Annotated in this window: 11 protein-coding genes; 5 read left to right on the top strand and 6 right to left on the bottom strand. The window is 73.2% G+C overall.

Annotated elements, in window-relative coordinates; translation table 11 throughout:
• The first annotated feature begins 26 nt into the window (after positions 1 to 26).
• Together ACZ5CZ_RS05455 and ACZ5CZ_RS05450 are read left to right on the top strand one after the other, a co-directional pair.
• Positions 27 to 434 carry a hypothetical protein gene (locus ACZ5CZ_RS05455; RefSeq protein WP_385843746.1) on the top strand — a complete coding sequence of 136 codons (408 nt, stop codon included), beginning with the start codon at positions 27 to 29 and terminating at the stop codon, positions 432 to 434.
• A gap of 112 nt (positions 435 to 546) precedes the next feature.
• A complete protein-coding gene (locus ACZ5CZ_RS05450) occupies positions 547 to 1365 on the top strand; it encodes a spermidine synthase (protein ID WP_468939610.1) in 819 nt (272 codons plus the stop codon).
• A gap of 22 nt (positions 1366 to 1387) precedes the next feature.
• On the opposite strand, the gene ACZ5CZ_RS05445 is transcribed toward ACZ5CZ_RS05450, so the two are convergent.
• Positions 1388 to 1900 carry a hypothetical protein gene (locus ACZ5CZ_RS05445; protein WP_468939403.1) on the bottom strand — a complete coding sequence of 171 codons (513 nt, stop codon included), beginning with the start codon at positions 1898 to 1900 and terminating at the stop codon, positions 1388 to 1390.
• A 101-nt stretch (positions 1901 to 2001) separates the two neighbouring features.
• Here ACZ5CZ_RS05445 and ACZ5CZ_RS05440 point away from each other — a divergent pair, with 101 nt between their 5' ends.
• The 3 genes from ACZ5CZ_RS05440 to ACZ5CZ_RS05430 all read left to right on the top strand — a co-directional run bounded on the left by ACZ5CZ_RS05440 (position 2002) and on the right by ACZ5CZ_RS05430 (position 5696).
• Positions 2002 to 2709, top strand: coding sequence for a response regulator transcription factor (locus ACZ5CZ_RS05440; protein WP_385843748.1), 708 nt, complete (start codon positions 2002 to 2004; stop codon positions 2707 to 2709).
• Positions 2706 to 4091, top strand: coding sequence for a sensor histidine kinase (locus ACZ5CZ_RS05435; RefSeq protein ID WP_385843749.1), 1386 nt, complete (start codon positions 2706 to 2708; stop codon positions 4089 to 4091). Before ACZ5CZ_RS05440 ends, ACZ5CZ_RS05435 begins: the two co-directional genes overlap by 4 nt.
• Positions 4092 to 4223: 132 nt before the next feature.
• The gene (locus ACZ5CZ_RS05430) at positions 4224 to 5696 is read left to right on the top strand and encodes a glycoside hydrolase family 18 protein (RefSeq protein WP_468939399.1); all 1473 of its coding nucleotides are present in this window, start codon (positions 4224 to 4226) and stop codon (positions 5694 to 5696) included.
• A 23-nt stretch (positions 5697 to 5719) separates the two neighbouring features.
• On the opposite strand, the gene ACZ5CZ_RS05425 is transcribed toward ACZ5CZ_RS05430, so the two are convergent.
• The 5 genes from ACZ5CZ_RS05425 to ACZ5CZ_RS05405 form a co-directional block, all read right to left on the bottom strand.
• On the bottom strand, positions 5720 to 8278 hold the full coding sequence (locus ACZ5CZ_RS05425) for a glycoside hydrolase family 3 protein (protein ID WP_468939397.1): 2559 nt from the start codon (positions 8276 to 8278) through the stop codon (positions 5720 to 5722).
• A 31-nt stretch (positions 8279 to 8309) separates the two neighbouring features.
• Positions 8310 to 9926 (bottom strand): PIG-L family deacetylase, encoded by a 1617-nt coding sequence (locus tag ACZ5CZ_RS05420; protein ID WP_468939395.1) that lies wholly within the window; start codon positions 9924 to 9926, stop codon positions 8310 to 8312.
• Positions 9820 to 11142 (bottom strand): MFS transporter, encoded by a 1323-nt coding sequence (locus tag ACZ5CZ_RS05415; RefSeq protein WP_468939393.1) that lies wholly within the window; start codon positions 11140 to 11142, stop codon positions 9820 to 9822. Before ACZ5CZ_RS05415 ends, ACZ5CZ_RS05420 begins: the two co-directional genes overlap by 107 nt.
• A complete protein-coding gene (locus ACZ5CZ_RS05410) occupies positions 11139 to 12701 on the bottom strand; it encodes an FAD-dependent oxidoreductase (RefSeq protein WP_468939391.1) in 1563 nt (520 codons plus the stop codon). The genes ACZ5CZ_RS05415 and ACZ5CZ_RS05410 overlap by 4 nt, the downstream gene beginning before the upstream one ends.
• Before the next feature lie 67 nt (positions 12702 to 12768).
• Positions 12769 to 14031: a radical SAM protein gene (locus ACZ5CZ_RS05405; protein ID WP_468939389.1), complete on the bottom strand. Its 1263-nt coding sequence runs from the start codon at positions 14029 to 14031 to the stop codon at positions 12769 to 12771.
• Between the last annotated feature and the right edge of the window lie 352 nt (positions 14032 to 14383).

Genomic DNA, 14383 nt, shown 5'->3' with positions numbered 1-14383 from the left:
AACAGTGCTGTGTGGTGGAGGCCGGTATGGAGACCAGCCAGAGAAACGACCCCTGTCCGCCGTCGCCGGTGCCGGTGGCCGCGGGTGACGTGGGATGCGACCTTGTGACGGTACCGGCCCGGCAGGGGCTGGAGGCGGTCGACATCCTGCGGCGCGGGGCGACGCGGGCGGTGGGGCCCGTCCTGCACGACGACGGCGGAGGCACTCTCGGCTTCCTGGTGCCGGCCGGTACGGCGGCCGGCTGGGACGTGCCCGGCAGCACCTGCACGGAGACGGACGGGCGCGGGCTCAGGCTGGCCCCGCAGCCGCCGGTCGAGGGCTCCGACTGGCTGCTGCCGCCCGGAGAGGAGCACCTCGCCACCGACCCGGTGGTGCTGCGCCGGGCCCTCGGCGAGGCGGCCCGGCTGATCGAGGCGGCCGACAGCTGCCGCTGAGGCACGACCCCCGGACACCTGCGAAAATGGACCGGTGGGCAGGGCCAGGGATGCGGGGAAAGCGAAGGACGCGGCGCGTACGCGGCGCAGGGCGGGCGGTGCCGCCGCCGTCGTGGAGGCCGTCGACGGCGGACTCGCGGAGCTGGTCCCCGACCCGGACCGCGGGCGGGCCTGGACGCTGCTGATCGACGGGGCGCCCCAGTCGCATGTCGACCTGGACGACCCCGCGTACCTCTCCTTCGAGTACCAGCGCCGCCTCGGCCATGTCATCGACCTCGTCGCGCCGCCCGGCAGGCCCGTGCACGTCGTGCACCTCGGCGGCGGCGCCTTCACCCTCGCCCGGTACGTCGCCGCGACCCGGCCCCGCTCCACCCAGCAGGTCGTGGAGCGCGACGCGGCCCTGGTCCAACTGGTCCGCCGGGAACTGCCGTTGGATCCGAACGCCCGGGTCCGGGTGCGGTCGGTGGACGCCCGCGCCGGGCTCGCCAAGGTGCCCGACGGCTGGGCGGACCTGGTCATCGCCGATGTCTTCAGCGGCGCCCGCACCCCCGCCCACCTCACCTCCACCGAGTTCCTGGACGAGGTCCGCCGGGCCCTCGCGCCCACCGGGGTCTACGCCGCCAACCTCGCCGACGGGCCGCCGCTCGCCCATCTGCGCGGGCAGATCGCCACCGCCGCCGCCCGGTTCGGGGAACTCGCGCTGATCGCCGACGCGGCCGTACTGCGCGGCAAGCGCTTCGGCAACGCGATCCTCGTGGCGTCGGACGCCCCGCTGCCGCTCGCCCAGCTCACCCGCCGCGCCGCCTCCGACCCGCACCCGGGCCGGGTCGAACACGGCAAGCCGCTCATCGACTTCACCGGTGGTGCCGTCCCGGTGACGGACGCGGCGGCCGTGGCCTCGCCGGCCCCGCCGCCCTCGGTGTTCCGCTGAGCCGTTCCGCCGAGCCGCCGCGCTAGTAGGTGCCGATCTGCACCTGCGGGGGACCGTCGTGCCAGGTGCAGAACACCGACACCCGGTCCGTGCTCCGGCTGAACTCCACCCGGATCCAGGTCTCCGTCTTCCACACCTTCATCGACCAGCCGCTGCCCGGGGTGGCCGAGACCAGGGTGGCGTCGGCCGCGCCCAGCTCGAAGACCGCCCGCCCGCCGTCGGTGTCGTACGCCTTGACCCGGCCGGACGCGGTGGGGGTGGGGGTGGCAGCGGGGGTGCGTGAAGCGGTAGGTGCGGGGGTGGGGGACGGACGGCGGGACGGGGACGGGGGCGGCGGACTCGGCGAGGGTGCCGGCGGCGGCGCCGGTGTGCCCGTCGAGCTCTGCGGGGACGCGTCGGACGCCGTCACGGGCAGGGCGCGCGGCGGGGCGTACGCGGTGGCGGCCAGCACCGTGTGCACGCCCCACCACGACAGCGTGACCGCCGCTCCGGTGGCCAGCAGCCACGCCAGTACGTGTACGAGTCCTCTGCGCATCGCGGGCCATACTGCCCCAGGGGTGACACCGGTTGTCCACAGGGGCGGAGTTGTCCACAGGCCCCGGACCGGCGTGGGCCGCATGGCGTACGGTGCGGCGCATGGCAAGTGTGCTCGTGGTCGAGGACGACCAGTTCGTACGCTCGGCGCTGATCAGGCAGCTGACCGACGCCGCGCACACCGTGCGCAGTGTGGGCACGGCGCTGGAGGCGCTGCGCGAGGTCGCCCATTTCCGTTTCGACGTGGTCATCCTGGACCTCGGACTGCCGGACCTGGACGGCTCCGAGGCGCTGAAGATGCTGCGCGGCCTCACCGACGTACCCGTCATCGTGGCCACCGCCCGGGACGACGAGGCGGAGATCGTCCGGCTGCTGAACGCCGGGGCGGACGACTACCTCACCAAGCCGTTCTCCGTCGAGCACCTCTCCGCCCGGATCGCGGCCGTGCTGCGCCGGGCCCGCTCCGGCGGCGCGGAGGCCGCGCCCTCCTCGGTGCTGCGGGTCGGCGGGCTGACCGTCGATCCGCTGCGCCGCCAGGCCGAGCTGGACGGGGTCCGCCTGGACCTCACCCGCCGCGAGTTCGACCTGCTCGCCTTCCTCGCCGGCCGCCCCGGCGTGGTCGTCCCGCGCAAGGAACTCCTCGCCGAGGTCTGGCAGCAGTCGTACGGCGACGACCAGACCATCGACGTACATCTGTCCTGGCTGCGGCGGAAGCTGGGGGAGACGGCGGCCAGGCCGCGCTATCTGCACACGCTCCGGGGGGTCGGCGTGAAGCTCGAACCGCCCGCCGAGGGGGAGCCGCCGCGATGAGATGGGCACTGGTCAAGGTCTGCCTGGCGGTCACCACCATGGTCGTGGTCGCCTTCGCCGTCCCGCTCGCCCTGGTCGTCAAGGAGATGGCCCGGGACCGCGCGTTCTCCAACGCCGAGCGGGAGGCCGCCGCGGTCGCGCCCGCGCTGTCCATCACCACCGACCGGGACAAGCTGGAGCGGGTGGTGGCCTCGGCCGGCGCCGACTCCGGGATGGCCGTGCACCTGCCCGCCGGGGGCGGCCGGGCCGCGCTCGACCTGGGCCGGCAGCGCGCCGCCGGCCGGGACATCCAGGCGGTGCGCAGACTGGGCCGTGCCTCCACCACCTCCGTGGCCGGCGGCTCCACCCTGCTCCAGCCGGTCGCGCTCGGCTCCGGTGCCATCGCCGTCGTCGAGGTGTACGTCCCCGAGTCCGAGGTCACCCAGGGCGTCGGCACGGCCTGGGCAGTGCTCGCCGCCGTCGGGGCCGCGCTGGTCGTCGGCTCGGTGGCGGTCGCCGACCGGCTCGGGGTGCGCATGGTGCGGCCCGCCCGGCGGCTGGTCGAGGGCGCGCGCGACCTCGGCGAGGGCAGGCTGGGCGCCCGGGTCCCCGAGGAGGGCCCGACCGAACTGAGACTCGCCGCCGCGGCGTTCAACGCCATGGCCGACCAGGTGGTCCAACTGCTCGCCAACGAGCGGGAGCTGGCCGCCGACCTCTCCCATCGACTGCGCACCCCGCTCACCGTGCTCCGGCTGAACACCGCCTCGCTCGGCGCCGGTCCGGCCGCCGACCAGACCCGGGCCGCCGTCGCCCAGCTGGAGCGCGAGGTGGACACCATCATCCGCACCGCCCGGGAGGCCAAGCCGCAGACCGCCGCGGCCGGTCCGGGCGCCGGGTGCGACGCGGCCGAAGTGGTCCGGGAGCGGATGGAGTTCTGGTCCGCGCTCGCCGAGGACGAGGGCCGCACCTGGCGGGTGGCCGGTGTGGACCGGCCGGTGCGGATACCCGTGGCCCGCGCCGATCTGGCCGCCGCGCTGGACGCCCTGCTCGGCAACGTCTTCCGGCACACCGCGGAGGGCACCGCCTTCGCGGTCGACGTGCACAACGGCGAGGACGCGGTGATCGTGCTGGTCTCCGACGCGGGCCCGGGCATACCCGACCCGGACGCGGCGATGGCCCGCGGCCGGGGCTCGGGCACCACCGGTTCCACCGGGCTCGGGCTGGACATCGTGCGCCGGCTCGCCGAGTCCACCGGCGGCGACGCCCGGATCGGCCGCTCGGTGCTGGGCGGCACGGAGGTGCGGATCTGGTTCCAGCTGCACGGACGGAAGCCGGCCGGACGGGGGCGTGCGCGCAGACGGCGCCGACCGGGCAAACCGGTCCTCACTGGTCTCGACCATTAATCGTCCCCGATCCCTTCCTTAAGCGAACCCTAAGGTCCGCAACGGCCGCCCCGATCAGGCCATTTGCCCGATTCCGGACCGCTAGCGTGCTGCCGCACCACACCCCCGTGACCAACGAAGGCAGGCACGCGCATGAGCACCCACCGGCGCAGGATCAGTGGCAGGAACAAGGCGATCGGCGGGCTGGTGGCCGCGGCCGTGGTCGGCGGCGGCGCGGTCCTGCTCACCGGCACCGCCAACGCGGCCGGGGTGAACGCCGCCTACACGAAGACCAGCGACTGGTCGACGGGCTACACCGCCCAGTACGTCGTCACCAACAACAGCGGGCAGACCGAGAAGACCTGGACGCTGGAGTTCGACCTGCCGAAGGGCGCCAGGCTGGGCTCGCTGTGGAACGGCCGGTCGAGCGTGAGCGGGCAGCACGTCACCGTGAAGCCGGCGACCTGGGACACCGAGGGCCTCGCCCCCGGTAAGTCGGTGACCGTCGGCTTCGTGGTCGACGGCAGCGGCGACCCGGCGGGCTGTCACATCGACGGCCAGCAGTGTTCCGCCGCCGACGGCGCCACCCCGGAGCCCAGCGGCCGCCCCACGGCGAGCCAGTCACCGGCCCCGACCGCCACCCCCAGCAAGTCCGCCACCCCGACCAGGAGCGCCACCGCCACCCCGGCCCCCACCGCCTCCACGACCACCGGCACCGGGTCCGGCACCACCGCCTCCGCCGGCTTCGCGCCGTACGTCGACACCTCCCTCTACCCGGCCTTCGACCTGCTCGCCGCGGCCGACGCGACCGGCGTGAAGAACTACAACCTCGCCTTCGTCACCGACGGCGGCGGCTGCACCCCCAAGTGGGGCGGGGTCACGGACCTGACCAGCGACGCCGTGGCCGCGCAGATCGGCGCGCTGCGCGCCAAGGGCGGCGATGTCCGGGTCTCCTTCGGCGGCGCCTCCGGCTCCGAGCTGGCCACCACCTGCTCCTCCGCCGACGCGCTGGCCGCCGCCTACGGCAAGGCGGTCGACGCCTTCAAGCTGACCAAGGTGGACTTCGACGTCGAGGGCGGCGCGCTGCCCAACACGGCCGCCAACACCCGCCGCGCCCAGGCCATAGCCAAGCTCCAGGCCCAGCACCCGGACCTGGACGTCTCCTTCACCCTCCCGGTGATGCCCGAGGGCCTCACCCAGGACGGCGTCAACCTGCTGGCCGACGCCAAGTCCCACGGCGTGCGGATCGGCACCGTCAACATCATGGCGATGGACTACGGCGCCTCCTACAACGGCGACATGGGCGACTACGCCGAGCAGGCGGCCACCGCCACCCAGGCCCAGATCAAGAGCGTGCTCGGCCTGTCCGACGCCGCCGCCTGGAAGACGGTCGCCGTCACCCCGATGATCGGCGTCAACGACGTCTCCACCGAGGTGTTCAAGGTCGACGACGCCGGTCAGTTGGTGAGCTTCGCCAAGGCGAAGGGGCTCGGCGGCCTCTCCATGTGGTCCGCCGCCCGGGACAAGCAGTGCGCGGGCGGCGCGAAGAACTCCGCCGACGCCACGTGCAGCTCGATCGTGCAGGACCCGAACGCCTTCACCAAGGCGTTCGCCGCCCTCCGCTAGCCGCACCGCGGCGCGAGAAGGCGCTACCCCTCCTCTCCCGGCGGCAGCCACCGCACCCGGCCCACGTCGAGGCGGGCCGTGCCGTCGGTGTAGAGCATGAACGGCACGTCCACATGGCGCAGATCGGAGCCGATCGCGCGCAGCGACTCCACCGGCACGCTCACCGTGGCCCACTCGCCCCGGGGCAGCTCTGCCAGGGTCGCGGAGATGTCCACGGCGGGCTGGGCGGGGTAGTCGTCGTGGCAGGCGAGGAAGAACTCCTCGGACGGCGCCTCGAACACCCGCGCCTCGAACGCGACCCGCCCCCCGGCTCCGGCGTACCCGCGCAGGTCGGCCGGCTCACCGGAGGCGTACTGGGCGTAGACGAAGGCCGGGTAGCCCTTGAAGCGCAGGGCGAGGGCGCCCGGCCGGTCCGGGTCGGCCAGCGGCTCGCTGTGCACCACCAGCACGTCCGTCGGCCCGTCGAAGGAGATCTCCGGACGCGACCAGGTGTTGTGCCCGCCGATCCGGAACACGAACCCGGTGTCCGCCCCGCCCGGCACGGCGAGCGGGCCGGTGACCGGCGGTGCCGGGGTGTCGTCCCGGTAGGTGTCCTCGGGCAGCGGCTCCGTGGGCGAGCTGTCGGAAAGGCGCAGCCCGTGGCCGTACGGGAAGAGCGGCTCGTGCTCGCCCTCGGGGGCCTGTTCCTCCGCGGGCACCCGGTAGCCGGGGATGTGGGGCGGGATCCGGTTGACCGCGTGCGAGCGCGGGGTGCGCGGCCAGGAGCAGCCGAGCCGGCCCTGGAAGTCGTACCCGGGTGTGCCGTCCGCCGCGCGGAACAGCACGTCGGTGATGCCGCCGGCCTCGGTGCCGGGCAGCCAGGCCGCCACGAACGCGTCCGAGAGGTTGATCTCCTCGGTGAGGTAGAGGGCCCGGCCGCCGAGGTAGACCGTGACGACGGTGACCCCCTGGGCGCGCAGCCGGCGCAGGATCTCCAGGTCGCGGGCGTACGAGCGCTTCAGCCCGGCGTACGCCAGGGTGCCCCACGGCTTGATCGTGCCGCGCATCTCGGCGTACGAGTCCTCGCCCAGCACCATCAGCGCCACGTCGTACCGGGCCGGGTCCGCGGTGCTCAGCCCGGGGTCGACGGTGCAGTTGGCCTCGCCGACCACCTCGCGGACGGCCCCGGCCACGGTGGTCGCGCCGGGCAGGTCGTCGAGGGTGACGTCGTTGCCCTGCCAGGTGAGGGTCCAGCCGCCGGCCTGCTTCTGGATGTCGTCCGCGCCGCTGCCGGTGACCAGCACCCGCGCCGAGCGGGCCAGCGGCAGCACCCCCGCCCGGTGCTTGAGCAGCACCAGCGACGTGCGCACCGCCTCCCGGGCCAGCGCCCGGTGCTCCGGGCAGCCGAGCACATCGCTGCGGACGGCGAGCGACCGCTCCCGGGGCCGGGGCTTGTCCCACAGCCCGGCCCGCATCTTCACCCGCAGCACCCGGCGTACGGCGTCGTCGATCCGCTCCTCGGGGATGCGGCCCGCGCGGACGTCCGCGCAGGCGTTGCGGTGCACGGACTGCCAGGCCTCCCGCCCGGCGACCATCAGCACGTCGATCCCGGCGCCGATGGCGTAACCGGCGTCGCCGACGGTGCAGCCGGCGATCTCCGCGTGCGCGTCCCAGTCGCTGATGACGATCCCGTCGAAGCCCATCCGGCCCTTGAGCACATCGGTGATCAGATAGCGGCTGCCGTGGATCTTGTGGTTGTAGGCGGGGCCGGTGTCCGGGCTGTGGTCGTAGTTGGCGGGGTTGTCCCAGCTGCTGAAGGAGACCATCACGGACTGCGCGCCGGCGGCCAGGCCGGAGAAGAAGCCCACCGCGTGGATGTTGCGGACCAGGTCCTCGGCGCACACGGCGGTGCCGCGGTCGGCGCCGTACACGGTGCCGCCGTCCGCGACCCAGTGCTTCACACAGGCCACCACCCTGCTGTCCGCGGTCAGTTCGCCCGGCTCGCCCTGGAGGCCGCGCACCATGGCGGACGCGTAGCCGTGGACGACCTCCGGGTCCTCGGCGTAGCCCTCGTAGTAGCGGCCCCAGCGGCGGTCCCGCGGGGTGGTGACGGTCGGCGCGAACGTCCAGTCCATGCCGGTGGCGGCGATCTCGCGCGCGGTCGCCGCCCCGATCCGGCGCAGCAGGTCCGGGTCGCGGGCCGCGCCGAGGCCGATGTTGTGCGGGAAGACGGTGGCGCCGCGGACGTTGTTGTGGCCGTGCACCGCGTCGGTCGCCCACATGAACGGGATGCGGAAGGGCCGGCCCTCCCAGCCGCTCTCGGCGGCCTCCCAGAACGCGTCCACGGTCTTGATCCAGTCGGCCTGGCTCGCCTTCCGGTTGCCGCCGGGCCAGATGCCCGCGCCGTTGAGCGCGGAGCCGATGTGGAAGTCCCGCACGTCCTCGGCGGTCAGCTCGGCGAGTTCGGGCTGGATCATCTGGCCGACCTTCTCCTCCAGCGTGAGCTGGGAGAGGATCTCCTCGACGCGCCGCTCCTGCTCGGGCAGCGGCGCGATCGCGGAGCGGACCGCGGGCCAGTCGGCGTGGTAGGGCAGTTCGCTCATCCGGTTCTCCTCGCGTGCGTGCTCACGGGCTTCAGCTGTCGGCGGCAACCCAGAACTCCTCGATGTCGCGCTCACAGATCCGCTCGACGAACTCCGGTGGTACGACGGTCCGCCGCTGGCCGGGGGCGTAGAGGTCCACCTGGGTGCGGTGCTCCCGGAGCGCGGCCCGCTTGGCGGCGAGCTGGGGCGCGATGTCCCGGACCAGGCGCCGCTCGTCGGTGGTCCGGGCGGCGGCCGGCTCGCTGCGGTTGACGAAGGCGAACTCGGCCTCGGTCTGCTCGTCCCACACCACGTACTTGTGGATCCGCGGGGTCATGCCGAGGGTGGCGAGACAGTCCAGGACGACCTCGCCGGTGAGCCGGTGGTCGGCGTTCAGCTCCCTGACGTCGTGCGGCAGATAGACCTCCGTCACCTCGCGGTTCTCGGCGAGCAGCTTGAGGACCGCGGCACGGAAGTCGGGCAGTGCGCCGGCCAGCGCGGTGTCGGTGAAGCCGAGGAAGCGCAGGGCGTCGTCGTCCACGCCGAGCCGGGCCGCGGCCGCGCGGGCCTCGCCCTCGCGGATGACGGTCAGTTCCTGTGGGGTCGGGGTGTCCATGCCGAGGACGGCGGAGTGCGAGCGCGAGCCGTCGGTGGAGAAGACGATGCCGACCCGCGCCCCGCGCGCCGTCTTGCGGGCGATGGTGCCGCCGCAGGCGATCACGTCGTCGTCGGGATGGGGCGCGAACACCAGCACGGAACCCGTCTCCGGCTCGGCACCGGCCAGGTAGTCGGGGCAGGACGGCAGCCCCCGCTCGGCGACGAGGTCGTTGATCTCGAAGAAGTGGTGGTCCGGGACCAGCCGGGTGATCGGGGTGTCGTACTTCTCCGCGAAGTAGCGGTAGTTCCCGGCGACCGCCCGCATGTTCGCGTGGTAGCTCTTGGGGTGCGGCACATGGATGGCGGCGGCGGCCCGGTTCAGCACGAAACGGGCGCCGGCCCGGTGCAGCCGGTAGCTCAGGTCGACGTCCTCCGCGCCCCAGGACCGGTAGGCCTCGTCGAAGCCGCCGACCGCCCGCAGCTGCTCGGTGCGCGCCGACACATTGCAGGTCCACCACACCAGCCAGGGCGCCGGCAGCGCGGCGAAGTCGTCGCCGTACTTGGCGTAGAACTCCTCCCTGATGTCCAGCCACCGGCCCTGCCCGGCCAGCTCGGCCATGGTCGCGTCCGGGTCGGCGTAGTCGATGGCCCGCTCGATCAGCGCGCCGTCCTCGTTGTCCTCGTTGAAGCAGTAGACGTACCCGCACACGGCGACCGGACCGGCCGGGTCGCGGTGGCTGTCCACATGGGCGGCGAGGGCGCCCGAGTGCAGGATCACCCCGGAGTCCACGAACACGGTGACCGGCGCCGTGGCGTGGGCGAGCCCCAGGTTGCGGGCGGCGGCGACCCGGTAGCCGAGGTCGTCCTGGCGCAGGTACCGCAGCCGCAGCCGGTCCCCGAACCCGGCCGCCACCTCGGCGCTGTCGTCCGTGGAGCCGTCGTCGGCGACGAGGACCTCGAAGGCGTCACTCGGCAGCGTCTGCCGGGTCAGCGACTCCAGGGTGAGCCGCAGCAGCGGTGCCCGGTTGTACGTCGGTACGACCACGCTGCACAGCGGTGCGGTCGGTTCCATGGCCCCTCCCGAGAGCGAGTAGCAGGGTGGCCGCCGCCGCGAGCGCGGCGCACACCCAGAACACATTGGTGAATCCGGCCCACTCGGTGACCACCCCGGTGGTGGCCCCGCCGAGCAGGATCCCGGCCTTGAACGCCCCGGAGTACAGCGAGGAGGCGACCCCCACGCGTTCGGTCATGGCGTCCTGGAGGATGGTCACCGGGACGCTGAGCACGACCGAGGTCCAGACGGCGTTGAGCAGTTGCAGTGCGATCAGTTCGGGCGCCGACCGGGCCAGCGGCAGCAGACAGAAGAACAGCGCGGCGCAGGCGGCGGCCGTCGTCGTCAGCCGCCACAGCCCCATCCGCTCGGCCCGCGCCCCGAAGAAGATCATCACCGGTACTTCCAGCGCCGCGGCCAGCCCCAGCAGCACCCCGGTGAAGCCGGTGTCCAGGCCGAGATCCCGGGTGACGAAGAGGGAGATGTCGATCTGGTAGGCGCTGTTGACGGCGAGCAGCAGCACGATCGCGGTCAGCAGCAGCCAGATCCGGCGCCCGAGACCGGCGTACGGCCGCCGCACCCGTTCGCCCTCGCCGCTCAACGCCAGGTTCGGCAGCCCCCACAGGCACACCGCGCCCGCCGCGAGGTAGAGCGCGCCGGCGGTGCAGAACAGCACGGCGAAACCGCGGGCGGCGATCAGGAAGAACGCCAGCGGCGGGCCGACGATCCAGGCGACGGAGGTGACCGAGCGCAGCGCCGCGTTGAAGAAGGCCGGATTGAGCGCGCGGTGGTCGGCGAACTCCCGGGTGTACGCGAACAGCTGGGAGAAGCAGGCGCTGCCGAGGCCGAAGCAGACGGCGCCGACCGCGAACAGCAGGTAGTAGTTGCGCAGCAGCATGTAGCCGAAGGCGCCGGCGGCCGACAGCACCGAGCAGATCGCGAGCAGGGTGCGCCGGTTGCCGATCCGGTCCGACAGCACTCCGAGGACGAGGTCGGAGCTGATCTCCAGCACGGCCCGGCCCGCGAAGAAGAGCCCGATCAGCAGCGGGGCCACCGCGACCTCGTCGGCCAGGAACAGGCTGACCGACGAGGTCACCATGGCCCCGCCGACCCCGATCAGCCCGGTGCCGCCGACCAGCGCGCCGAGCGCCCGGTCGCCGAGCAGCTCCGCGGCGCCCGCGCGCACCGCCGCCAGCCGTCCCCGGCCGGGCGCGCCGGGCTCCGCCGTCGCCGTCACCCGTGGCCCCGCTGGGTGGACTCCCGCTCCGCGCGCTGGCGGTAGGGCAGCTCCGGGCGGATCACCCGCCGTGCGGGCACCCGCTCGGCCGCGGCGGACTCGGAGGCGGTGATCTGGCCCGACGCGAGCAGCGTGGCTCGCGCGGTGCCGGGCAGCGCGGCCAGCACGCGGTGTTTGAGGTCCGCCAGGTCGAACAGGGCGCGGTCGTGCGCGGCGGGCGGGGGCGTGGGGCCGCCGGGCCGCAGGGCGGCCGGATCGACCTGGTGGGCGACGATCCGCCAGTACCCCGCGAAGTCCTGTGCGGGGTCGGGCAGCGTGCCCGCGGCCAGACCGATCCGGACGGTCTCCAGCCAGCAGTCGTAGTAGCGCCGGTCGGTCAGCCGGTTCATGTGCCGCGCGCACCACTCGGCCCGTTCCTCGACGGGTGGCAGCACGGCCTCGCCGGTGAACACCCGCAGCGCCCAGCCCGCGATGGCCTCGAAGTACGGGCAGGCCGTGCCGAACGCCTCGGTGTCCACGGGGGTGTTGATCACCGCGAGCGTCGGGTCGGGCAGATGGAAGAAGTGCTCGTACAGCTCCTCCCGCCGCAGGCCGGGTATGAAGCCGTAGTCCGGCGGCCCGTATCCCATGCAGAGCAGCACGGTGTCGTACCGCCCGGCCGAACCGTCGGCGAACACGGCCCGCCCGTCCGGCTCGAACCGCTCGAAGGCCGGTACGACCGTCACCGCGCCGCTGTGCACGGCGGGCACGATGCGGTCGTTGACGTGGACCGCGCCGTGGAACCCGTCCTCGGGCAGCAGCCCGGTCGCCCGGTACTGCGCGAAGTAGTCCGGCAGCAGGCTCTCCAGCCACTTCAGATAGTCCTGGTACGGCAGCTCCTCCACCGCGACCCGGCCGATGTAGGAGAACAGCGCGTCGTTGTAGTGGCCGGCGCAGAAGCGGGGCAGGAACAGCGCGCGGCGGCGCACCGACCAGTCCACGGCGATGCCGTGGGCTGCCAGTTCGGCGGCGATGTCGGCGCCGCTCACCCCGCCGCCGACCACCAGCACCCGGCGGCCGGCGAAGTCCTCGGGGCGGCGGTAGTCCTTCGCCGTGCGGACCTGTACGCCGGTCGACGGGTCCGGCACGAAGGCGGGCCGCCGGGACTCCCACAGCTCGCCGCTGGCCACCATCACGGCGTCGAAGTCCTCGGCGGAGTCGGCGCCGGCGGAGCGTGCGGTCACCCGCCAGGCGCCGTCCCGCTTGACCACCTCCGTGACGGTGTGGCCGAACCGGATGACCTCCAGCGCCCCGGAGTCCTCGGCGTAGGCGTGCAGATAGGCGTGGACCTCGCCGCGGGTGGCGAAGTCCGTGCCGAAGCCCGGCGCGAAGTCCGAGTACGGGAAACTCATCCGCGAACTCTGCATGCGCACGCTGTCGTAGGCGCCGCCCGAGGCGGGGTTCCAGATGCCCCCGACCGCGTCCGTCCGCTCGTACACGACGACCCGGTGCCCGGCCGCCAGCGCCTGCCTGGCGCTGGTCAGCCCGGCGGGGCCCGCCCCGATCACGGCGATTCGCACAGTGGTGTCTTTCCTTCCGGTCGGCGAACGGTTCAGAGAACGGTTCGGGGCACGGTTCAGGGCACGGTCAGATGAAGGGGTCGAAGTCCGGCACGAGGGTGACCGGCCGGCCCGGCTCGGCGAGGCCGCCGATCGCGGCGTTGGTGCCGTGCCGGGCGCACTGGAACCGGCAGTCCTGGCGCGGGTCGATGACGGTGGTGTCGGCCTTCCGCCACAGCTCCGTGAAGGACGTGTCCCGGATGTCCCCGATCCGCCCCTTGTCGTTGCCGCGGTGGTAGGGGCAGACATAGACCCCGGTCGGGGTCACGGTGGTACGCAGCTCCGCCACGGAGCAGGTGGCGTACTCCTTGGGCTGGTGCGGGTCCGCGCCGTGCCGTACGGCCTCCCAGTTGGAGGACCGCAGCAGGTGGAAGGAGTCGTCCTCCAGCTCCTTCAGGCGCTGCCACTGCTCGTCGACCTGGTCGATGTACCGGTCGTCCTGGTTCACGGTGAAGTGGTCCTGGTCGAGCATCGCCTTCAGTTCGAAGTAGTCGCAGCCCAGTTCCTTGGCCAGCCGGCCCGCCGTGCACACCTCGTCGTAGTTGGAGGCCTCCAGGGTGCCGTCGGCCGCGAAGCGCTGCATCAGCAGGAACGAGTAGCCGAGGCGGCCCTTCTTGCGGCCGGCGAGCAGCCGCATGTTCTCCGTCACCAGCGGGAACATGCTGCGTCCGCCGCGGCTGGGCCGGAACAGCGGGTACGTCTCCTCGGTGCCGGCGTCCACCGACACCCGCACCCAGGAGAGCATCCCGGCCAGCTGGTCGAGGTGCCGGTGGATCTGGGTGCCGTTGGTGACCAGTCCCATCCGGATGCCGGCCCCGTGCAGTGTCTCGATCACGGTGTCGATGGCCCGGTGCAGCAGCGGCTCCCCGCCGCCGATGAGGATGACGGCCCGTACGCCGGTCTGCGTCAGCTCCTCGGCCAGTTCGACGATCCGGTCCTTCGACAGCTGCCCGTGGTGCAGCACGTTGGAGCTGATGCACTCGGGGCAGGCCAGGTCGCACACCGTGGTGGGGTCCAGGTCGACCACGAGCGGTGCGTCCAGGCGCTCGCCCTGGGCGACGCGCAGGACGCTCGGGAACACGGACTCCTGGTAGATCTTGCCGACCAGGTCCAGGTTATCGGCGACATGGGCGGTGGCGAGCGGCACGTCGGGCCGCAGCGCGGTCTCCGGCCGCTGCGGGGCCGCGGGGGGCCGCTTCCCCGCCAGCCAGGCGGCGCGCACGGAGGCGCCATGGGTGAATGCGCCCGGTGCGGGCTCCGGATTGCGTTCCGTGGGTATGTCCGTGGGCATGGAAGTATCCCCCTCTGGATCAGCCGGCCGGTGGTTTCTCCGGGCCGACAGGGTGAATTTCCGGCAGCCTTCAGCGGCCGCGCGAGAAACGTGCTCGGCGGCTTCCCCGAGCCATCGCCGAGCGATTGCCGTGAAGCGTGGAAGGACGGGTGCGGGACCGGTGCGTGACCGGTGTCAGGTGCCGACCTGGAGATCCAGCGCCTCGTTGCGCCGGCCGGCCCGGAAGAGGGCGATCGTCAGCTGACCGTGCAGAATGTTCGCGGATATCTCATGACGAACTCTCCCCGTTGGATCAATGGTGTGAAGCTATCACCTCCCTATCGCCGTGGTCGAGAATTTCTCGCAATTCTTG

The organism is Streptomyces sp. NPDC031418 (genome assembly GCF_055581605.1).
This window is presented reverse-complemented; position numbering and strand designations above follow the sequence as displayed.